Genomic DNA, 19,414 nt, shown 5'->3' on the forward strand with positions numbered 1-19,414 from the left:
CCCCCACTGGTCCGACGTCACCGCGTCCCCCGTACGTCGACAACACACGCACGTCATGCCCCCCATTTCCGCAGGTTGTGGCCTCGGCCGACGATTTTGCGCCATCACCCGGGTCTTGCCGCAAGCCCCCCAGTGCGCTATACGTTAGGAGTGGCAGGGAGAGATAACTCTCTGCCTTTGCCTTTTGCCGTCCGCTGGAACTGACAAGCTTCTCGCGAAGCGGTGGGGGCCGCGTACGGGTACGCGTCGTTGGCCCAGGCCGATGTCCCATCGGCCTACGGATGCAGCCGCGGAACCCAGAAGTTCTTTCCCTTGTCGGCAAGGCCCGAACGCCGTCGCGCGCGCCGCCAACTCCCGGAGCTCGTCGCGCCACGCGAGTGCCGGGCCAAGCTCGCCCAACGGACGCTTGACGGTCGCCATAGCTGTACGGCTGAGCTTTCTTGATCCCCTTCGTGATGCGCACCAACGCCTACCTTGTGCGCTGGATCCGCCAGATGTACAAACGGCTCGCGGCCGAGCGGAGGCAATCGCGAAGATGAGCGGAAGGCAATCGCGAAGATGCAGGGGATCGCCCACCCTCCCCGATACCCCTGCGAGATCCCCCTCGGCTCGGTTACTCGGCAGGGCGGTAACGAGATGGGATAACCCCCAGCTGAAGCTGGGGGTTATCCGCCCACGATCAGGTGATCGCGCTACAGGGTGATCGTAGGGGTGTTGCCGTGTCCCTTGATCTGGATGTGGACGCGGGTGTGGCTGGGGAGTCCCAGGGCCTTCTTCATCTTCCATTCGCCCCGGTAGACGTGGGCGGTTCCGGCGACCTTCTTGGCCTTGATCCACTTCTTGCCGTTGTAGGCGTAGGGCTTGGCCTTGGGCTTGTCGATGATGAGCTTCATGTAGACGGGCCCCGCGGTGGCCTTCTTGGTGTACCAGTCGCCGTCGGCGGTGTAGAGCTTGTTGGTCTTCTTGCCGGCGCACAGGTCGATGGATTTGGTGTAGGGGAGCTTCCCTGCGGGCCCGTTGTCCTTGACGTACTGGATGGATCCCTTGGGGCAGCCTTGGGGCGGAGTTGCGGGGGCGGCGTGGGCGGCTGCGGTGGGGGCGGCGAGGATCCCGGCGGCGGCGAGAGTGGTCAGGGCGGCGCGGGTCTTCACGTGGGGCTCCTTCGGGGTGTGTTCGGCCAAGGGGTGAGGCCCAGGGCGGGAGGGTGCCCTGGGCCCTCGCTGTTGCGCTCCCCTGGCACAGGTCAGGGGTAACGTGGTCAGCCGTTGTTGGTGAGGCCGGCGCGCACGCGGGACTTGTTGGCGAAGACCTTCTCGGTCTTGTAGACGGCCTTCTTGCCGAAGGACTTCACCTGCGGGGTGGCGGTCCAGATGGTCTGGGCGAAGCTGCCCTTGACGTTGACGCGCTTGTTGTCGATGGCGATGGCCGCGTTGACGTTCTTGACGCCGGCGGTGGCCGTGGCGCGCTTGGATGCCTTGGGGGCGGTGCCGAACTTGAGGGAGATCGTCTCGGCGGTCACCGGGATGTTGAAGATCTTCTCGGTGACGGTGAAACGGACGGTGGCGGTGCCCGCCTTGTCCTTGGCGATGGAGGTGTTCGTCCGGGTGACGAAGGTGACTTCCTTGTTGTACTTGTCGGTGGTGGTCACCGGCTTGTTGAAGCGGACGTTCACCTTGCCCTGGAGGGCCTTGTAGACCTTGCGGTCCTGGAGGTCCTTGAGGAAGACGGCCTTCTGCTTCTTGTTGAGCTTGCTGAACTTGACCAGCGTGGTGCGGGCGTGGCTGGTGTGCTGCTTCTTGAGGTACTTGGTGTAGCTCTGGACGGTGAGCTCGGAGGGCTTCTTGGGGGCCGCGGAGGTGTGGCTGTCGGCGTGGGCCATCGGGGACAGGACGGCGATGCCGGCGAGGGTCGCGATGGCGCCGGTGGCGATGCGGCCCGGGGTGCGAGTGAGCATGTGGGACTCCTGGTAAGGGCGTTGGAATGTGTGATCACCAATGACCTTACGAAGCCTGCGTGTTGACGGGAATTGTCTCTTGAGGCAGCGCCCGGCGGGACACCTCCCGAAGGGGCAGTGTCCTTTGGGGTGCTTTTGGGGTGGGGCGGCTTTTGGGTGGGGTGGGCGAGGATCAGAAAGGGCCCGATATGACCAAACGGGCCGATGAGGGGAGTGATGTCTGCGCCTGTCTGCGCTCGGGGAATTCCGCTGCAGGGGTTGTGGAAGCTGAAGAGGCTCACGGCCCGGGAAAAGGAAGTTCTTCTCCTTGTAGGCGCAGGTATGGGAAGTCGGTCGCCTTCACGGGACTTGGGGATCGCGGAGCGTACGGGAGTAAAGGCTCAAATCGCGTGAATGTGCGCCGGGAGGTGGCCCCGTCCGCCGGGCGCCCGGAAGCCTCACGCCGCATAGGTCCGGGGCCGCCTGCGGTCCGATTCCAGCGGAGTGCGGGCGGCCCCCGGCTGCCCTCCCCTTGGGGCAGTGACCTTTAGGGATCTACCTAACTCGGCCTCCTCACCCCTATGTTCGTTGTCGGGGGTCGGAAGGTTTGAGGGGGGCTGTTGTTGTCACTCCGGGTCGAGTTCGATGCAGATGTCTTGCAGGTCGGCCGCGTCTTCGTCGTCCTGCTCGGGTTCCCAGTCGGTCTCCGGGTCGCTGGGGCGGCGTACGTGAACTGCCCTGTAGGAGTAGTCGTCCTGCGGAAATTCCTCCCAGGTGAACAGGACGCTCTCTCCGGGGTCCAGGGAGGTGAACGCGCCTGGCTTCGCGTATACGGCGGAGAAGTGGGCCCAGATCTCGCCCTGAATGTCGGGTGAGACCAGGACGCCCCATCCCTCCTCGTTGTCCCACGACTGGACGGTTCCGTGAACCGGATGACTAGTGATGACTCCCCCAAAACATTTCTGACTCTTGCAAGACCACACATTGTCAGCACAGCCCGGAAAGAGCGTCAACTCGCCTTTCCGTTACCCGGAATGGAGATACCTTGCAGATCACGACGCTACGCCCGCCCGGCAAGCAGACCGCTGCTCCCCGGCAGATGAACCGTCTGGGCCGCACCGCCGTCGCGTCCGGCGTGGTGGTCATGGTGGCCATGGGAGGTCTGGGTGCGGCCGAGGCCGCCCCGGCGAACGTGCAGGCCCAGAAGACCACCGTGTTCACCCCCAAGCACCAGGGTTACGTGACACCCAAGGCGAAGCGGAAGGCCGGCATCCTGCACGCCCAGGTCAAGCTGAAGGGCAAGTACCCCAAGTACTACCCGATGCCCTGGTCGTGGAAGATCACGAACAAGAAGCTGATATCCATCGCCCGCGGCCCGATGAAGTGCGTGGCCAAGGGGCTGAAGGGGAAGTACCACGACTCCCACGCATCGATCCCGGTGGGCTACGTATGGCACTCCAAGGTGGGAAGCAAGGCGCACCCGCACAAGGCGAAGAAGGTCTACGGACTGTCGGGGACCTGCGTGTTCCCTGTGCAGGTCGGCCACAAGACCGGCAAGGCCACGGTGGGCTACTACTTCAAGTACGCCATCAACCCGGGCAAGAAGGCGCGGGCCTCGATCGGTGACCCGACGGTCACCAGCAAGGTCGTCCTCAACAAGTGACCTGGGCGGTCCGTTGTGGGAGCTCTCCCGCACGAAGGGGGAAGAGAATGCGCACGTTGATGAAGTCCGCGGTGCTGGCGGGGGTTTCGGTGGCGATGGTGGGGTCGGCGGTTTCTCCGGCGTCGGCCGCGGGCAGCCACGGCAACATCCAGCTCGCCAGGACCCACGGGCAGAGCGCGAAGTGCTGGTCGATGGGCGGCTCGCAGAGTGAAGCGGCAACGATGACGCTGCGCGGGTGCGAGAACGGGCTTCCCACGCAGGTGTTCACGTTCAAGAAGGCCGCCAAGGGCTGGTACACGGTATGGAACAAGCGCTCGGGGATGTGCCTCTTTGCGGCCGGTCATGCGACGGGCGCGAAGGTCAAGCAGGGCACGCGCAGCGAGTGCCGGCACAAGTACTCCTCGATGCAGTGGAAGTGGTCGGGGGGCCGGTTCTACAACCGGGCGTCGGGCAAGGTGATCACCACGACGAAGAGCGCGGGGTCACGGTCGCCACTGTCGATGGCGCCGGCGAGTAACGGCGCTGCGGGCCGGCAGAAGTTCGCCCGCCGCTGAGCGCATATGAAAGGGGCCCGTCACGTGGAAGCGTGGCGGGCCCTATGCCGTTTCCGGCTCGGATGCCGGCGGGCTGCTCCCGTCGGTGAGGGGGACGCGCCAGGGGGGAAGGGTGGGGGTGCGGCGGCGGGCGGCGGTCAGGGTGGCGGTGGCAGGTGGGCGCCCCAGTCCCCGTCGCGGTCAGGTCAGCAGCCGCAGCAGATGGGCGCACGCCGCCTCTTCGCTGGGATGGTGTGAGAGGGGCTGGTAGGTGCCACGTTCGTAGGACCCGGTCTCCCACGCCCCGTTCCATGCTCTGCGCAGGTACAGGAAATCGGGGGGCGTGGGGCCGGGCTCGTGGACGCCTTCGATGCGGTAGTAGCCGTCGGCCACCCCCGCCGCGATCAGTGCGGCGCGCAGTTCGTGGCGCTCCACGGCCGTGTCAGGGCTGGACGGAGGCGAGATAGCCGTGCTCCAGCAGCCACTTCACATTGAGCCGCTGCCCTTCGCCCGGGGTGAGGAACGTCGGGTCGAGCTTGATCTGTTCGCCGCCGCCCGGTTGCTCGAACCAGGGGGCAATGCTGCCCTCCCACACCCAGAACGGCTTGGTGACCTTGTAGACGTGGTAGTCGCACGGCGCCGCCGCATCACGCGTGTTGAGGTTCTGTGGGGGCAGCGCCCGCTCGGCGTACCGGTCACCGGCCGGTGCCAGATAGGAGCCGTATTCGGAGCCGAAGCGGTCGAGTCGCCGGCCCGCGCGGATCTTCGTGGGTTCCTTGTCGATCTCGCCGTTGACCTCGGCGAACCCGTCGTTGGGCGGGTACTTCCAGCTGCCGCTGTCCGTGGGCCCCTGCCAGTACTTCTTCAGGAAGGCCGAAGGCGTCAGCGCCCCGGTCCGCTTCCACCCGTTCAGGAGCGGGCCCACGGGTGCCTGCCACTTCTTCGGCAGCCGCTGGGGGCCCAACCGGGCCTCGCCGTGGTACTCCCCGGTGCAGGGTGCGGGCCCGGGGGCGGCGGTCGGGCGGGTCCGGTCCTGAGGCTGTGGGGCGGCAGCTGCCGTGGGGGCTGTTGCCGTGGCCACGGCGATGCCGAGGGCGGCAAGTACCGTGCGGATCATACGGGTTCGCTTCACTCAGGGGTCTCCTCGCGCTTCACGCTGTGCATGATCGGTGATTGCCTGTTCAGGCGGTTGCCTACGCAAGGTAATCGAGCGGCTACGGTGCGCGCTGCTGAATGCCGGAACGGGTGAAATGTGCGGACGTGATCAGGCCGGCGGTGTATGGCGGGCGGTATCGGCGCCCCTGATCACCGGCGGCACCCATGGGGAAGAGCGGGGGCGTGGGCGGGGGTTCCGGCAGTCGGGGTGAGTGCTGCGTGCGTGTGGCACGGGCCCGCCCGGTGCGGCGGGCCCTGGCTTGGCGGTGGCGGCAGGTCAGGCGGTGCGGAGTGCGGGGTCGCTGGTGCCGGGCTCGCCCGTCTCGACATGTCCGGCCAGCCTGCGCAGGTAGGTGCTGTCGTTGCCGGACCGGATGCGCAGGTCGTACCAACGCTTGCTGTGCCGCAGATCGACCCAGCGCGTCTGTCGACCGCCGGCCTCGATGGTGAGGTTGCTGCTCCTGCCCCCGTAGGCGTTGGTGACGGTGAGGTGGCAGGCGGTTTTGCCGGGATTGGTGAGGGTGAGTTTGATGCGGCCACTGTTCTTGTCGTGGTGGCCGGTGACTTCCGGGGCCGCGGTCGAGGTGGAGCCTGCGTAGGTGCGCAGGTAGCCGTTCGGGCCGTGCACGGTCAGGTCGTACCGGCCGTCGGAGGGGCCGGTGCTCCAGGTGTCGGAGATCTTTTTTCCGGCCTCGGCGGTGTACGTCCAGGGTCCGTCCTGGCGGTTTCCGGAGGTGACGAGGAAGCAGGCTCCGGTGTCGTCGCCCGGGGTGAAGGCGAGTGTGATGTTCCCGCTGGAGGGTTGGACGGCCGCCGTGACGAGGGGGGTGTAGGGGAGGGGCCGGGTGGGCTTGGTGCCCTTTTCCTGTTTGGGCAGGGCGGGGTTGGCCGGTGGTGTGTGGGTGTAGCTGCTGTGCCGTTCCTTGTCGGGGGGCTCATAGGCGTCGGTGCTGGGCAGCGTCGCATGCTCGGTGTGTTTGAGGCTGAAGTCGAAGGCGGAGGTGAGATCGCCGCAGATGGCGCGTCGCCAGGGCGAGATGTGCGGTTCGTGGACGCCGAAGCGGCGTTCCATGAACCGGATGATGGACGTGTGGTCGAAGACCTCGGAGCAGACGTAGCCGCCGGTGGACCACGGGGAGACCACGACCGTGGGGACGCGCATGCCCAGGCCGTAGGGGCCGGCGCTGTAGCTGCTGTCGCCGGGGAAGAGGTCGGGCTCGGCGTCGACGGTGGACGCTCCCCAGGAGGAGTCGGCCGGCGGGTAGGGCGGGGGTACGTGGTCGAAGTAGCCGTCGTTCTCGTCATAGGTGACGAACAGGGCGGTCCTGCTCCATACCTCGGGGTTGGCCGTCAGCGCATCAAGGACCTGGGAGATGTACCAAGCACCGTAATTGGCGGGCCAGTTGGGGTGTTCGCAGAACGCTTCCGGAGCGGCGATCCAGGATATCTTCGGCAGCTTCCCGTCCTTGACGTCCGCTCGAAGGTCATCAAGAAGACGGCCGCCCTTTTTGAGATTCGTTCCGTTGCACGCCCTTTCGTAGAGGGGATCACCGGGCTCGGCGTTGCGGAACGTGTTGAAGAACATCAGCGAGTTGTCCGCGTAGTTGCCACGGTAAGCGTCCTCCAGCGCGCCCCAGAGCCCGTCCTTGGTCAGCCCGTCGCCGGTGTCCTGGTAGATCTTCCATGACACACCCGCCTTCTCCAGCCGCTCCGGATAGGTGGTCCAGTCGTATCCGGCCTCTTCGTTCCCGAGGACCGGGCCGCCGCCCTTTCCGTCATTGCCAGCGTGTCCGGTGTAGAGGTAATAGCGGTTGGGGTCGGTCGCGCCCATGAAAGAGCAGTGGTACGAGTCGCAGACGGTGAACGCGTCGGCCAGGGCGTAATGGAACGGTATGTCGTCCCTGGTCAGGTGAGCCATCGCCCCGGAGGTCTTGGCGGATATCCAGTCGTCGTACTTGCCCTTGTTCCACGCCTGGTGACCGGTCTCCCAGTCGTGGTCCAGCCCGGCGATGAATTGCATACCGAGGTCGTCGGCGTCCGGGTGGTAGGGCAGGACTTCCTGCCCGCCGCCGGACTGATGCCATACCGACTTGCCGCTCTCCAGCGTCAACGGCCGCGGGTCACCGAACCCCCGGACGCCCTTGAGCGTGCCGAAGTAGTGGTCAAAGGAACGGTTCTCCTGCATCAGCACAACAATGTGCTCGACATCGTCGATCGTTCCCGACCGGCCCGCGGCGGGGATGCCGGCGGCCCGCATGATGCTGCCGGACAACGCCGCGACGCCGGCGGTGCCGCCTGCTACCTGGAGGAAGCGTCGGCGGTTGAATTCAGGCATGGAGCTGTACCTCTGAAACATGGGGGGATAGAGGGTCGGTCACCGTAGACCGGCCCTGCCGAGAGGCGTCAAATGGTGAGGAGGACCAGTGAAGGAGTGGATGCGATTTGCCTGCGGGAGCAACCCGGCGGGCCCTGGTCCCCTCGTCAGCAAACGGGCAGGCGAACGGGCGGAACTCCTGGTGGTGCGAGCGCGATCACCGCATGCAACGGGCGCCGGAGCTGATGCCCCGGCGCCCGTCGGCGTGTGTGCAACTCAGTCCGAGTTCAGCTGGCGGCGGTGGCGGACCCATGTCACAACCGTCAGGCTCGCGGTAATCAACATCACGACACTGGCGGTGGCCACGGACTCGACGTACTGCTCGTAACCGTCTGCGCGCAACTGGACCGCGAAGACGCCCAGGGCTATTCCTAGCGCCGCAAGCGCGGTGGACAGGGTTGCGAAGGGAGGCTGTGTCATTCCATCTCCTTGAACTGTGAGCCGGCACGGTGATCTTCGAGTCTAAAGGCGAACTCATGACGTTGTGCTCAGACTTGGCCGCGGGGGAGGTGGGGCGTCGTGACAGCAGACGACGGCCGCCCGGAGCTTGCCGGCGTTGAGCACGCTCAACGGGATGCCGGCAACCGCAGTCACCGGGTCCGGCCGAGGGGGAAGGGACTGCCATGGCCGCGGTCACCGCACGGCCTTGTAGATGACGAGGCTCCGCGCGTCGCGACGGGCCACGTCGGTGAAGAGCTTGCGCAGGGCGCTCTCGATGCGGTCGAGCTTGTCGTCGGGGAGACGCAGCCGCCGCGTGATGGGCCCCGGGGCCACACCGCCGTGCCATGCGATCACCGCCGTGCCTCCGGGGCGTACGACGCGGTGCAGCTCGCGTAGCCCGGCTTCCAGGTCGGGCCAGAGGCCCACGTTGTTGACCGACACGACACGGTCCATGCTCTGATCGGCGAGGCCGGTGTGGTCCGCCGTTCCGATGTCCAGCGCGACCCGGCCGGTGCGGACCGCACCGCGGTTGGCCCTGGCGGCGGCATGGCGCATCTCGGGCGAGGGGTCCACTCCCCGGATGACGGTGGCCCCGGTCCGGGCGACCAGCAGCCGCACCAGCTCACCGGGGCCGTACCCCACCTCCAGGATCCGGTCTCCCGGCTGGACGTCCAGGGTGTCGAGCACATCGTCCTGTTTGTTGGTCCACCGCATGAACCGTCCGGCGAGGCGCCCGCGCGTGCCGCTCGGGCGCGCGAACGGCGAGGTGATGGGCCGGTGCCCGGTCCACGAACGCAGATATGTGTCCATACCGGCAGGATGCTGCTTGATCCGGCGCACACCGTGAACGGGCCCACCGACGACTCCGGGGCGTCCCCCGCATGATCGAATCCTCGGCCCGGAGCGTCGCGGCGCTCACGCCCCGGGGGCGCCGGCGCGCAGCCCGTCCATGACGAGGTCCAGGAGGCGTCCGGCGCGCGACTGCCAGTCACCGTGGGGATCGATCTGCCAGAGGCCGGCGATGGCGAGCAAGAAGTCGTCGGGGGCCACCCCTGCGCGGATGGTGCCGGCTTCCTCGTTCGCCGTCAGCAGGAGGGTGACGGCCGAGGTGACGGGGCCGTGCCCCAGGCCGGCCAGGGCGTTCTGCTTGCTGGTCGCCCTGCGCATCGCGTCGGCCAGGCCGGCCTTGGCCATGGCGTACTGGGCGAGGCGGTCCATCCACTCCCGCAGGGCCTGGTCGGGAGCGCGGGTCTCCAGCAGCTGGGCGGCGGTGTCGGCGACCTGCTGGACCTCGTAGCGGTAGACCTCCAGGACCAGTGACTCGCGGTTGGGGAAGTGGCGGTAGAAGGTCCCCTGCCCGACGCATGCCTTCCTTGCGATCGCGCTCAGCGGGGCGTCGGCCGACTGTGTCAGCTCCGCCAGCGCCACTTCCAGGATGCGCTCGCGATTCCGTTGCGCGTCCGAGCGCAGCGGCGCGTCCTTCTTCTCCTGCACTCGTCCTCCTTCCGGGAATTGCGATGACGGCCTTGCTAACCGGACAGCTGTCCGGTAGGTTCACACGTAATGGACAGTTGTCCGCTTAGGCCCACCATAGCGGCAGATGCGGCCGGTGGGGATGACCGGTGACCCCCATGACCTGCTCCTCGCCCAGTACGCACGCCGTTGACGCCTGAGCCGACGCCGCTACGCACCCCGCCGTCTCCTCCCGAAACCGTCTTCCGCACTGTCTCCGGGATCGTCTCGTCCGACGCTCCCGCCCCCCGCCTGACAGGACAGCTCGACCTCCGGGTCGACCACGTCGGCATCAGGGCCCGCGCCCCGACGCCCGCCGCGCCTCACATACGCGAAAGAAGGCTGATCATGGCCCTATCGACGTCCAGCGCCATCACCCTGAACATCAATGGAGAGAAGCACACGCTGCCCGTCGACCACCGCACCACGCTCCTCGACGCACTGCGTGACCGGCTCGATCTGACAGGTACCAAAAAGGGCTGTGACCACGGTCAGTGCGGCGCTTGCACGGTGCTGCTCGACGGCCGCCGGGCCGTCTCATGCCTTCAGCTGGCGGTGGCCGCCGAGGGGCGCGTGATCACCACCATCGAGGGCGTGGCGCAGGGGGAAGAGCTGCATCCGGTGCAGCAGGCGTTTCTCGACCTCGACGGCTATCAATGCGGCTACTGCACGCCGGGGCAGATCTGCTCGGCCATCGCGGTGATCGAGGAGCACGCGGCGGGCTGGCCGAGTGCCGCAACCGCCGACATACGGCCCGAAGCGGGAGTGCCGCGGCTCACCGCCGACGAGATCCGGGAGCGGATGAGCGGCAACCTGTGCCGCTGCGGCGCCTATGTGTCGATCGTGCAGGCGGTCGCGCGGGCGGCGGAGGCCGAGGCGGCACAGTCTCCTCCCACACCTTCGGGCCGGCTCGGCGGCCCCGATGGCACTGCCGGCACGGAAGACGCGGAGATGACGGTATGAGGGAATTCGGCTATCAGCGTGTGTTCGACGTCCCCGGCGCGGTCGCCCTGCTCGGCGCCGATCCCGATGCGCGCTGTCTCGGTGGCGGCACCAACCTCGTCGACCTGATGAAGGCCGGGGTGGAACGACCCGCGCAGCTCATCGACGTACGTGAACTTCCCCTCGGCCGGATCGAGGCCGTGGACGACGGCGGTCTGCGCATCGGCGCGACCGTCACCAACAGCGAGCTCGCCGCCCATCCCGAAGTCCGGCGCCATTACCCGGCGTTGGCGCAGGCGGTGCTGTCCGGCGCCTCGGGGCAGCTGCGCAATATGGCCACGGTCGGCGGGAATCTCCTCCAGCGCACCCGCTGTGGCTATTTCACCGACTCCACCAAGCCGTGCAACAAGCGTGTCCCCGGCAGCGGTTGTCCCGCCATCGAGGGCGAACACCACAACCATGCGATCCTCGGCGCCTCCGCGCACTGTGTGGCCGTCCACCCGTCCGACATGGGGGTGGCGCTCGCCGCCTTCGACGCCGTCGTCCGGTACGAAACCACCGACGGTCCGGGGGAGTTGCCGCTTGCGGAGTTCTATCTGCCCGTGGGCGACACCCCGCACCTGGAGACCGCGCTGCCGCCCGGCGCGCTGATCACCGGCCTCACCCTGCCGCCCGCTCCGGTCGCCGCGCACTCCCGCTACCGGAAGGTGCGCGAGCGAGCGTCGTACGCCTTCGCGATCGGCTCGATCGCCGCGGCCCTCGATGTCCGGGACGGCGTCGTACGCGACGTGCGCCTCGCCTTCGGCGCGGTCGCGTCCCGGCCGTGGCGGGCCCGGGAGGCCGAGCGGGTGCTGACCGGGGGGCCGGCGGACGCCGCCGCGTTCGCCGCCGCCGCGGACGCCGAGCTGGCAGCCGCCGAGACGCTGCCCCACAACGGATACAAGGTGACGCTGATGCGCAACCTCGTCGTGGCCATGCTGACCGAACTCACCGAGGAGGCCGCCCGATGACCACGACGACCGGAACCAGCGCGGTGACGAGGGCCATCGGTACCGCCCACACCCGTATAGAAGGCCGGGAAAAGGTCACCGGAACGGCACGGTACGCGGGGGAGATCCCCTTCGCCGGCCTCGCCTACGGCTGGCTGGTGTTGTCCACCATCGCCCGCGGCCGGATCCGCGCCGTGGAGGCCGACCCCGTCCTGGCCATGCCCGGCGTCCTCACCGTCCTGCACCACGGCAACGCGCCCCGCGTCGACGGGGACTACACAGGCATGTTGGGGCGGCCCGACCCGACACTCCAGGTCTTCCAGCACGATCGTGTGCCCTCGGCGGGCTGGCCGGTGGCGCTGGTCGTCGCCGAAACGTCCGAACAGGCCAGGGAGGCCGCCGAAGCGCTGGTGGTCCGGTACGACCAGGAGCCGCACGACGTGGCGTTCTTCGCCGGACGTCCCGGTACGTACACACCGGAGAGTTTCCTCGGCTCGGAGGCGGAGACGGCGAAGGGTGACCTTCAGGCCGAACTCGCCGCGTCCGCGGTCGTCGTGGACGCGGAGTACACCACACCTGAAGAGCATCACAGTGCGATGGAGCCGCATGCGGCGACGGCTCACTGGGACGGCGGACGCCTCGAGGTCGTCGACTCCAATCAGGGCAGTATGTGGGTGGCGGAGGAGCTCGCGAAGCTGTTCTCCCTCGATCCGTCCTCGGTACGCGTGCGCTCGGAGCATGTCGGCGGCGCCTTCGGGGCCAAGGGGGTCCGGCCCCACCAGGTCTGTGCCGTGATGGCCGCAACCGTCCTCCACCGCCCGGTCCGGGTCGTCCTGACGCGCCGTCAGACCTTCTCGCTGGTCGGCTACCGGAGCCCGACGGCGCAGCGGGTCCGGCTCGGCGCCGACGCCGACGGGCGGCTGCGTGCCTTCGACCACCAGGCGCAGAGCCTCACCTCGACGGTGCACGAATTCGTCGAGCGCAGCGCCGACCCGGGGCGCGTGATGTACGACGCCGACGCGCATCACACCGTGAACCGCCTCGTGAAGCTCGACGTGCCCACCCCGACCTTCATGCGCGCACCGGGCGAGGCGCCCGGCTCGTTCGCGCTGGAGTCCGCGCTCGACGAGCTCGCCGAGAAGAGCGGCCTGGACCCGATCGCCCTGCGCGCACGCAACGAACCGGCTGCGGGACCGGTCTCCGGTCTGCCGTTCGGCAGCCGCAATGTGCTCGCCTGCTTCCAGGAGGGCGCCCGCAGGTTCGGCTGGGCGGACCGCGACCCGCGGCCCGGCATACGCCGTGAGGGGCGCTGGCTGCTCGGGACCGGGACGGCCGCGGCCTCGTTCCCTTCCAGGGCCGTTCCGTCCACGGCTGCCGTGACGGCGGAGGCGGACGGCACGTTCACCGTACGGATCACCGCGGCAGACGTGGGGACCGGCGCGCGGACGGCGCTGACGCTGATCGCCGCGGAGGCGCTGGAGGTGGAACCGGCGCGTATCCGGATGAAGATCGCGGACAGTGACTTCGGCCCGGCGATGATCGCCGGCGGCTCGATGGGCACCCGCTCCTGGGGCTGGGCGGTCACGGCCGCGGTGAGCGAGCTGCGGGAGCAACTGGCCCTGGGCGGTGACATCCCGCCGCAGGGGATCACGGCGCGCTCGGACACCGGCGCGGCCATCGGCGCGCTGGCGAACAAGGAACGGCACTCCTTCGGGGCGCAGTTCGCCGAGGTCGCGGTGGATGTGACCAGCGGCGAGGTCCGGGTACGGCGGATGCTCGGCATCTTCGCCGCGGGCCGGATCATCAACCCGCTGACCGCACGCAGCCAGCTCATCGGCGGCATGATCTGGGGCCTTTCCATGGCGCTGCACGAGGAAGCGGTCAGGGACCAGGCTTCGGGCAGCCATGTCGGCGCCGACCTTGCGGGCTACCACTTCGCTTCGAACGCCGACGTACCGCTCATCGAGGCGGACTGGGTGGACGATCCGGACCCGGACGACCCGGTCGGGATCAAGGGCATCGGCGAGATCGGGATCGTGGGAGCCGCGGCGGCCATCGCCAACGCGGTCTGGCACGCGACCGGAGTACGCCACCGGGACCTGCCGATCCGCCCGGACCGTGTGCTGCTGGCGGGAAGGGGGGAGGGCGGGACCGGCTGAGCCCGCCCGGACGCCCGGGGCCCCACGCCGTCCGCCGCGCAGGGCCCCGCACCGGCCCACGAACCATGAGGAGACCTAGATGCTCGACATCGCCGACGAGTTGAACCGCTGGACGGAGGAGGGGCGGGACTTCGCCGTCGCCACCGTCGTGGCCGTCGCCGGCAGCGCGCCCCGCAGCCCCGGTGCCGCCCTCGCCGTCGACAGCCGGGGCGTGGTCATCGGCTCGGTCTCCGGCGGCTGTGTGGAAGCCGCGGTGTACGACCTGTGCACCCAGGCGCTCCAGCACGGCGGGACGGTGCTCGAGCAGTTCGGCTACAGCGCCGAGGACGCCTTCGCGGTGGGGCTGACCTGCGGCGGGTCCATCGAGGTCCTGGTCACGCCGGTGACGGCGGACGCGCCGGGCCGCAAGGTGTTCGCGGCGGCGCTGTCGGCCGCGGCCCGGGGAGAGCCGGCGGCCGTTGCCCGCGTGGCCCGGGGGCCGGCCGAACTGCTCGGCAGGGCACTGCTCGTCCACCCCGACGGCTCGTACGAAGGCGGCCTCGACGGACATCCTGAGCTGGACCGCACCGCGGTGGCGGAGACCCGCGCCATGCTGGACGCGGGCCGCACCGGCGCCTTCGCGGTCTCGGAGAGCGGATCGCGCTGCACGGCCGACCTGACCCTGTTCGTCGAGTCGAGCGTGCCGCCGCCCCGTATGATCGTCTTCGGCGCCATCGACTTCGCCGCGGCGCTGGTGCGTACGGGCAAGTTCCTCGGCTACCACGTCACCGTCTGCGACGCCCGCCCCGTCTTCGCCACCCGGGTCCGCTTCCCGGAGGCCGACGACATCGTGGTCGACTGGCCGCACCGCTACCTCCAGCGCACCGGGACCGACGGCCGCACGGTCCTGTGCGTGCTCACCCACGACGCCAAGTTCGACATTCCCCTGCTCCAGGAGGCCCTGCGGCTGCCCGTCGCCTTCGTCGGCGCGATGGGCTCACGCCGCACCCACGAAGACCGCAACCGCAGACTCCGCGAAGCCGGCGTCACCGACCCCGAACTGGCCCGTCTTCACTCGCCGATCGGGCTCGACCTCGGTGCCCGCACCCCCGAGGAGACCGCCCTGTCCATCGCGGCCGAGATCGTCGCGGCACGACGGGGCGGCACGGGTGTCCCGCTGACCGGTTCGCGGACACCCATACACCGGGACGGGGGCGGGGACGGGGGTGAGGGCGCGGCAGGTGGCGGGGTGGCCGGGGAGCGGGCGGTGGCGTGAGCCGGCCGTGCGTAGTTCGGTGCAGCCCAGCCCAGCCCAGCCCAGCCCAGCCCAGCGCAGCCCAGCGCAGTCCGGCGTAGTCCAGCCCAGCGCAGTCCGGCGTAGCCCGGTGCAGCGGGTGAAGGAGGAGGAGTCAACTGCGGATGTCTGGTGCCGCGGGGCGCCTCACGAAGCCTGCCCCGTCCCCTGCGCCAGTTCGTACTCTTCCTCCAGTGCTTCGGTGACCTTCTCCCACAGGGCGGACTCCACGAGCGGGTCCAGTTCCTCGATCGCCAGGCGGAACTCCGCCAGCGCTTCCAGTGGTTTCGGCTCCTCGAACCGCGGAGCGAACTTCGTGGCCAGGCCCAGCGCGCCCGCCAGCGTCGCGAGGCAGGAGTGGGCCTCTCCTGCGTAACCCGCCGCGTGGTCCCAGCCGTTCGGGTCGTACAGGTCGACCGTCCCCGTCTCGCCGTCCACCACCAACGAGAACCCCCGGCACTCGCCGAACATGAACGCGTACTTCGTGGGGGGAGAGTCGTCGTCCGGTGTCCGCCGGCCGAACAGCTCGTCCGGGTCTTCCGCCCACGGGCCGTCGTCCTTCAGATCGCTCGAGTCGAAGTCGACGAATTCGAGGAACCCGTCGATCCGTACCGCGGGGAAGCCGACCGTGGTGAGGAACTTCCTTGTTTCCTCATGCTCCAGCCGCTCCGGAAGGTCCGCCTCCGCAGGACGCCATAGCGAGCCCGGACCGAAGCAGGACTCCAGCCACTCCGCCGTGGGCTCCCCGGCTGCGCTCATCCACTCGTCCATGCTCATGCGGCACTCCTGATGTGGCTCCTCATGTGGCTCTCCTCGCCTGGTCCGTTGCCGTGACAGCGACAGTGAACACCAGGGCACCGACAGCCGGGCCGGCCCAAAGCGCGACGGCTGGACCAGCGTCGTCCTTCGCAGCTCTCCCGGCGTTCCACGCCGGGTCGTGGGACATGATGCGCTCATGGCTTTAGCGATGGCGCCCACGATCCCGGCCGGGACCCTCTCACGTACTTCTCAGCCCTCCCTCCCCTCGCACGACGGCGCGTTGCTGCTGCGGTCCTGGGAGGCGGACGACGCCCCCGTCCTGCAACGCGCCTTCCAGGACCGGATGATCCGGCGCCGGCACGTGCACCATGTGACGTCGCTGGACGAGGCCCAGGAGTGGATCACCGCCACCCACCGGTCCTGGCAGCAGGAGCAGGACGCCCAGTGGGCCGTCACCCGGGCCGACGACGGCGAGATCCTCGGCCGGGTGGCCCTGCGCCGGATGAACCTCGTGCACGGCCTCGCCGAGTGCGCCTACTGGGTCCTGCCGAACGCCCGAGGGGCCGGTGTCGCTCCCCGCGCCGTCGCCACGGTGACCGCCTGGGCGCTGGTGGAGGCCGGTTTCCACCGCCTCGAACTTGCCCACTCGGTCGGCAACGAGGCGTCCTGCCGGGTGGCCATCAAGTCGGGTTTCGTCTTGGAGGGGACCCTGCGCAGCGCGCGTCTGCAACAGGATGGCCGGCACGACACGCACCTTCACGCGCGCGTCCGGGGCGACGCTTGAGCTCGGCCTCCGGCCGGGCGTACCGCAGGCGGACGGGCGTCGGCCGAATGTGCCGATGTGCAGGCTCCGGCCGAGGGGTGGAGCTCGGCCAGGGGGCTGGGTGTCCACTGCGCCGTGACCTGTGACGACCGTCACGCCGGAATCTTCGCCCCCGTGTCGACCGGATGCCGTGCGCCAGGCGTAAGCCTGGTGAGACCGAAAAGATCCGGGGAGTGGCTGTTGACCGTCGAGGAGTTCGAAGAGTTTTACGCGCAGACGGTCGCACGGCTGACCGGGCAGCTGTACGTGATGCTCGGCGATCAGCACGAGGCGCAGGATGTGGTGCAGGAGGCGTTCGCCAAGGGCTGGAGCCGGCGGCGTCAGCTCGACCGGAACGGTCAGCCCGAGGCGTGGATCCGCACGGTCGCCTGGCGCCTGGCGGTGAGCCGGTGGCGCGTACGGCGCCGCACCGCGGACGCGTGGCAGCGCAGCGGCGCCCCGCCGCATGTCGAGGGGCCCGGACCGGAGTCCGTGGCACTGGTGGAGGCGCTGCGACAACTGCCGGCCAAGCAGCGTCGGACCATGACGCTGCACTACGTGTGCGACCTGACCGTCGAGCAGATCGCGAACGAGACCGGGCTGTCCGCCAGCACGGTCAAGACGCATCTGGTCCGGGGCCGCACCGCGCTCTCCCTTCGTCTGGCGGACCCGCGTATTGAGGAGGCCCCCGGTGCCTGAACCCCATGACCTGCTGCGGTCGTTGTTCCAGGAAGCCGCCTCCACCGGACAGGCCCGTGCGCGCTTCGCGCCGGTCTCGCTCGTCACCCGGCGCGGGGAGCGGATGCGCCGGCGCCGGATCGCCACGCTCGCCGTCGGCGCCTGCCTGGTCTTCGCCGGCACCGGTGCTGCCGCTGCCGCACTCCTGCCGGGCACCTCGGGTACCTCCGTCCCGGCCGTCACGCCTTCTCCCTCCAAGCCGACGCTCACGCCGACCCCCGTACCGACGTCGCCCCGCAGCACCTCAACCGGGACCGGTGCGCCTGCTCCCGGCCGGAGCTCGACGGGAGCACCGACCACCGCGCCGCCCCGGACCGGCCAGGAGACCTCGGGAGCGTCCGGCACCCCCACGGTTGGCACACCCCCCACGTCCACAGATCCCCCGTCCACGGCCCCACCGCGCTGACCCTCGCCCCCTGACCTTCGCACCCTGACCCGGCGGTCCGGCCGCCGGGCGGTCCCGCACGCCCGAATCCGAGCAGGAGATACCGCTATGCCCGCCTTGTCGTCCCGCCTGCGTCGGAAACATCCGTCCCTCACCCCCAGGCCTGGTGCCGGACCACGGCAGCGCTCAGCGCCTGCGCGCACAGCCGGCACCGCAGTAGAAGCGGGCACGGCACGCGTCGTCGGCACCGCGGCCGAAGTCGGCACGCCAAGCATCGCCGGGACGCCGGGCGTCGCCGGCACAGCCACCGAAGCCGGCACGGTCGACCGCTCTTCTCTGCTCCGCCCACGACAGGCGGTCCGTTGGCGACGACGTCTCGTCCCCGGGCCCGCCGACCGTGAGGTGCTGTGGCTGTATCTGCTCACCCGGGCAGGGATCTGGGCCACTGCCTACTGCACCCGGTGGCTGTTCCCCGACGACCGCAAGACCCCGCACGTCGCCGACTTATTCGCGCCGTGGCAGCAGTGGGACTGGGGCCACTTCCTGCACATCGCCCGCGACGGCTACTTCCCCGGTCAGGCCGGGCCGTGGATGAACGGCTGGGACAACCGAGAGGCCTTCTTCCCCGGCTTCCCTCTTGTCCTGCGGGCCGTCCATACCGTCGTCCCGCACTGGGCCACCGCGGGCCTGCTGATCTCCTTCGTCTCCGGAGCCGTGGCCGTCCTGGCCCTCGCCCGGGTCGCCCGGCTGTATCTGCCCGACGGGAACGCCGGCCGGCGCGCGGTGCTCTTCCTCCTGCTCTCGCCGTGCGCGATATTCCTGGCGGCGGGGTACACCGAAGCGCTCTTCCTCGCGCTCGCCCTGCCTGCCTGGCTCGCCGCCCACCGGCAGAACTGGCCCGCCGCGGCCGCCTTGGCCTGCCTGGCCTGCACCGTCCGCGTCAGCGGTCTCTTTCTCGTCGCCGCCCTGGCCGTCCACTTCGCCCTCACCGTCCGCACCCGCCGGCAGTGGCGCGCACTGCCCTGGCTGGCGTTGCCCGCCCTCGCGCCCCTCGTCTACAGCTGGTACCTCCACCTGCACACCGGCGACTGGATGGCCTGGAAGCACGCCCAAGAACGCGGCTGGTACCGCGACTTCCACGCCCCCTGGGAAGCCTGGCAGAACACCTGGCATGCCGCCTTCGAGGAGTCACTGCCCACCGGGTACGCCCTGATGTCCCAGGCCGAACTCCTCGCCATGGTCGTCGGCATTCTGCTGGCCGGGGTGCTGGCCCGTCAGCGCCGCTGGCCCGAGGCTGTCTACGTCGGCCTCAGCCTGTGGGCACTGGGCACTTCGTACTGGTACACGTCCATTCCCCGCGCCACGCTCCTGTGGTGGCCCCTGTGGATCCTCCTGGCCGGTTGGAGCCTGCGCACTCCACGGTTCACCACCATGTATCTCTGCCTCACGGCGCCGCTGATGACCGTCTTCGCCGTCACCTTCCTGTCGGGGCGATGGGCCGGCTGATCCGCGAGCGGGCGGCGGGCGCCCGAGGCCCTCGGTTGCCGCTGCTGCCCGTAGCGGCAGGGTGGTCGTGGACCGGGCCCCGGACTGACGCCGGGGCCCGGTACGCACCTCCTTACGCTGCGGCTCCCGTGCCACCCCCGGAAGAGCCCGCAGGGGCCCTGCGGCGGCGCACGCTGATGATCGCGCCCGCCGCCACGGCCATCGCCACGCCTCCCACCAGGGCGATCGTCGGCAGCGCGGAGGACGAGCC

General features: G+C 69.4%; 20 protein-coding genes. 10 read left to right on the top strand and 10 right to left on the bottom strand.

Annotation, left to right across the window (positions count from 1 at the left end):
* Positions 1 to 692 precede the first annotated feature (692 nt).
* The 3 genes from K7C20_RS39110 to K7C20_RS32305 form a co-directional block, all read right to left on the bottom strand.
* On the bottom strand, positions 693 to 1,151 hold the full coding sequence (locus K7C20_RS39110; RefSeq protein ID WP_030077655.1) for a hypothetical protein: 459 nt from the start codon (positions 1,149 to 1,151) through the stop codon (positions 693 to 695).
* Between the two features lie 107 nt (positions 1,152 to 1,258).
* Positions 1,259 to 1,954, bottom strand: a complete 696-nt coding sequence (locus K7C20_RS32300; protein WP_030077653.1) for a hypothetical protein — start codon at positions 1,952 to 1,954, stop codon at positions 1,259 to 1,261.
* Between the two features lie 605 nt (positions 1,955 to 2,559).
* Complete coding sequence (locus tag K7C20_RS32305; protein WP_245171116.1) at positions 2,560 to 2,916, bottom strand: cold-shock protein; 357 nt, start codon at positions 2,914 to 2,916, stop codon at positions 2,560 to 2,562.
* A gap of 62 nt (positions 2,917 to 2,978) precedes the next feature.
* Here K7C20_RS32305 and K7C20_RS32310 point away from each other — a divergent pair, with 62 nt between their 5' ends.
* Positions 2,979 to 3,596: a hypothetical protein gene (locus K7C20_RS32310; RefSeq protein WP_048828946.1), complete on the top strand. Its 618-nt coding sequence runs from the start codon at positions 2,979 to 2,981 to the stop codon at positions 3,594 to 3,596.
* Positions 3,597 to 3,643: 47 nt separating this feature from the next.
* Positions 3,644 to 4,150 carry an RICIN domain-containing protein gene (locus K7C20_RS32315; protein ID WP_053209157.1) on the top strand — a complete coding sequence of 169 codons (507 nt, stop codon included), beginning with the start codon at positions 3,644 to 3,646 and terminating at the stop codon, positions 4,148 to 4,150.
* A 180-nt stretch (positions 4,151 to 4,330) separates the two neighbouring features.
* Here K7C20_RS32315 and K7C20_RS32320 read toward each other — a convergent pair whose 3' ends face one another.
* The 6 genes from K7C20_RS32320 to K7C20_RS32345 form a co-directional block, all read right to left on the bottom strand.
* Positions 4,331 to 4,564 carry a hypothetical protein gene (locus K7C20_RS32320; protein WP_030077648.1) on the bottom strand — a complete coding sequence of 78 codons (234 nt, stop codon included), beginning with the start codon at positions 4,562 to 4,564 and terminating at the stop codon, positions 4,331 to 4,333.
* A 7-nt stretch (positions 4,565 to 4,571) separates the two neighbouring features.
* Entirely contained in the window at positions 4,572 to 5,246 is a 675-nt protein-coding gene (locus tag K7C20_RS32325) for a TNT domain-containing protein (protein ID WP_053209158.1), read from the bottom strand.
* Positions 5,247 to 5,561: 315 nt separating this feature from the next.
* Positions 5,562 to 7,619 carry a phosphocholine-specific phospholipase C gene (locus K7C20_RS32330; RefSeq protein WP_030077645.1) on the bottom strand — a complete coding sequence of 686 codons (2,058 nt, stop codon included), beginning with the start codon at positions 7,617 to 7,619 and terminating at the stop codon, positions 5,562 to 5,564.
* Between the two features lie 255 nt (positions 7,620 to 7,874).
* The gene (locus K7C20_RS32335) at positions 7,875 to 8,078 is read right to left on the bottom strand and encodes an SCO3870 family protein (protein ID WP_030077643.1); all 204 of its coding nucleotides are present in this window, start codon (positions 8,076 to 8,078) and stop codon (positions 7,875 to 7,877) included.
* Positions 8,079 to 8,291: 213 nt separating this feature from the next.
* Entirely contained in the window at positions 8,292 to 8,909 is a 618-nt protein-coding gene (locus tag K7C20_RS32340; protein ID WP_063753869.1) for a class I SAM-dependent methyltransferase, read from the bottom strand.
* Between the two features lie 105 nt (positions 8,910 to 9,014).
* Positions 9,015 to 9,593: a TetR/AcrR family transcriptional regulator gene (locus tag K7C20_RS32345; RefSeq protein WP_030077639.1), complete on the bottom strand. Its 579-nt coding sequence runs from the start codon at positions 9,591 to 9,593 to the stop codon at positions 9,015 to 9,017.
* Positions 9,594 to 9,959: 366 nt separating this feature from the next.
* Here K7C20_RS32345 and K7C20_RS32350 point away from each other — a divergent pair, with 366 nt between their 5' ends.
* The 4 genes from K7C20_RS32350 (at position 9,960) to K7C20_RS32365 (ending at position 14,956) form a co-directional block, all read left to right on the top strand.
* A complete protein-coding gene (locus K7C20_RS32350; protein ID WP_030077636.1) occupies positions 9,960 to 10,574 on the top strand; it encodes a (2Fe-2S)-binding protein in 615 nt (204 codons plus the stop codon).
* A complete protein-coding gene (locus tag K7C20_RS32355; protein WP_053209159.1) occupies positions 10,571 to 11,563 on the top strand; it encodes an FAD binding domain-containing protein in 993 nt (330 codons plus the stop codon). The genes K7C20_RS32350 and K7C20_RS32355 overlap by 4 nt, the downstream gene beginning before the upstream one ends.
* The gene (locus K7C20_RS32360; protein ID WP_053209160.1) at positions 11,560 to 13,701 is read left to right on the top strand and encodes a xanthine dehydrogenase family protein molybdopterin-binding subunit; all 2,142 of its coding nucleotides are present in this window, start codon (positions 11,560 to 11,562) and stop codon (positions 13,699 to 13,701) included. Before K7C20_RS32355 ends, K7C20_RS32360 begins: the two co-directional genes overlap by 4 nt.
* Before the next feature lie 79 nt (positions 13,702 to 13,780).
* Positions 13,781 to 14,956 (top strand): XdhC family protein, encoded by a 1,176-nt coding sequence (locus K7C20_RS32365; protein ID WP_053209161.1) that lies wholly within the window; start codon positions 13,781 to 13,783, stop codon positions 14,954 to 14,956.
* A 165-nt stretch (positions 14,957 to 15,121) separates the two neighbouring features.
* On the opposite strand, the gene K7C20_RS32370 is transcribed toward K7C20_RS32365, so the two are convergent.
* Positions 15,122 to 15,751 carry an SUKH-4 family immunity protein gene (locus K7C20_RS32370; RefSeq protein WP_052414263.1) on the bottom strand — a complete coding sequence of 210 codons (630 nt, stop codon included), beginning with the start codon at positions 15,749 to 15,751 and terminating at the stop codon, positions 15,122 to 15,124.
* A gap of 178 nt (positions 15,752 to 15,929) precedes the next feature.
* Between K7C20_RS32370 and K7C20_RS32375 the strand changes: the two genes are divergently transcribed.
* The 4 genes from K7C20_RS32375 (at position 15,930) to K7C20_RS32390 (ending at position 19,164) form a co-directional block, all read left to right on the top strand.
* Entirely contained in the window at positions 15,930 to 16,517 is a 588-nt protein-coding gene (locus K7C20_RS32375) for a GNAT family N-acetyltransferase (RefSeq protein ID WP_030077624.1), read from the top strand.
* A gap of 219 nt (positions 16,518 to 16,736) precedes the next feature.
* Complete coding sequence (locus K7C20_RS32380) at positions 16,737 to 17,234, top strand: SigE family RNA polymerase sigma factor (RefSeq protein ID WP_030077622.1); 498 nt, start codon at positions 16,737 to 16,739, stop codon at positions 17,232 to 17,234.
* Positions 17,227 to 17,679 (top strand): hypothetical protein, encoded by a 453-nt coding sequence (locus K7C20_RS32385; RefSeq protein ID WP_030077620.1) that lies wholly within the window; start codon positions 17,227 to 17,229, stop codon positions 17,677 to 17,679. Before K7C20_RS32380 ends, K7C20_RS32385 begins: the two co-directional genes overlap by 8 nt.
* A 315-nt stretch (positions 17,680 to 17,994) precedes the next feature.
* Positions 17,995 to 19,164, top strand: coding sequence for a mannosyltransferase family protein (locus K7C20_RS32390; protein ID WP_245171120.1), 1,170 nt, complete (start codon positions 17,995 to 17,997; stop codon positions 19,162 to 19,164).
* Positions 19,165 to 19,414: the final 250 nt, after the last annotated feature.

Origin of the sequence: Streptomyces decoyicus (genome assembly GCF_019880305.1) — a bacterium.
GTDB classification, from domain to species: domain Bacteria; phylum Actinomycetota; class Actinomycetes; order Streptomycetales; family Streptomycetaceae; genus Streptomyces; species Streptomyces decoyicus.

Excerpts from the sequence above, each read along its gene's own strand:
- K7C20_RS32300 (WP_030077653.1), bottom strand. The coding sequence starts at position 1,954 with ATGCTCACTCGCACCCCGGGCCGCATCGCCACCGGCGCCATCGCGACC.
- K7C20_RS32315 (WP_053209157.1), top strand. The coding sequence starts at position 3,644 with ATGCGCACGTTGATGAAGTCCGCGGTGCTGGCGGGGGTTTCGGTGGCG.
- K7C20_RS32325 (WP_053209158.1), bottom strand. The coding sequence starts at position 5,246 with ATGATCCGCACGGTACTTGCCGCCCTCGGCATCGCCGTGGCCACGGCA.
- K7C20_RS32330 (WP_030077645.1), bottom strand. The coding sequence starts at position 7,619 with ATGCCTGAATTCAACCGCCGACGCTTCCTCCAGGTAGCAGGCGGCACC.
- K7C20_RS32335 (WP_030077643.1), bottom strand. The coding sequence starts at position 8,078 with ATGACACAGCCTCCCTTCGCAACCCTGTCCACCGCGCTTGCGGCGCTA.
- K7C20_RS32340 (WP_063753869.1), bottom strand. The coding sequence starts at position 8,909 with ATGGACACATATCTGCGTTCGTGGACCGGGCACCGGCCCATCACCTCG.
- K7C20_RS32350 (WP_030077636.1), top strand. The coding sequence starts at position 9,960 with ATGGCCCTATCGACGTCCAGCGCCATCACCCTGAACATCAATGGAGAG.
- K7C20_RS32355 (WP_053209159.1), top strand. The coding sequence starts at position 10,571 with ATGAGGGAATTCGGCTATCAGCGTGTGTTCGACGTCCCCGGCGCGGTC.
- K7C20_RS32360 (WP_053209160.1), top strand. The coding sequence starts at position 11,560 with ATGACCACGACGACCGGAACCAGCGCGGTGACGAGGGCCATCGGTACC.
- K7C20_RS32365 (WP_053209161.1), top strand. The coding sequence starts at position 13,781 with ATGCTCGACATCGCCGACGAGTTGAACCGCTGGACGGAGGAGGGGCGG.
- K7C20_RS32370 (WP_052414263.1), bottom strand. The coding sequence starts at position 15,751 with ATGAGCATGGACGAGTGGATGAGCGCAGCCGGGGAGCCCACGGCGGAG.
- K7C20_RS32375 (WP_030077624.1), top strand. The coding sequence starts at position 15,930 with ATGGCTTTAGCGATGGCGCCCACGATCCCGGCCGGGACCCTCTCACGT.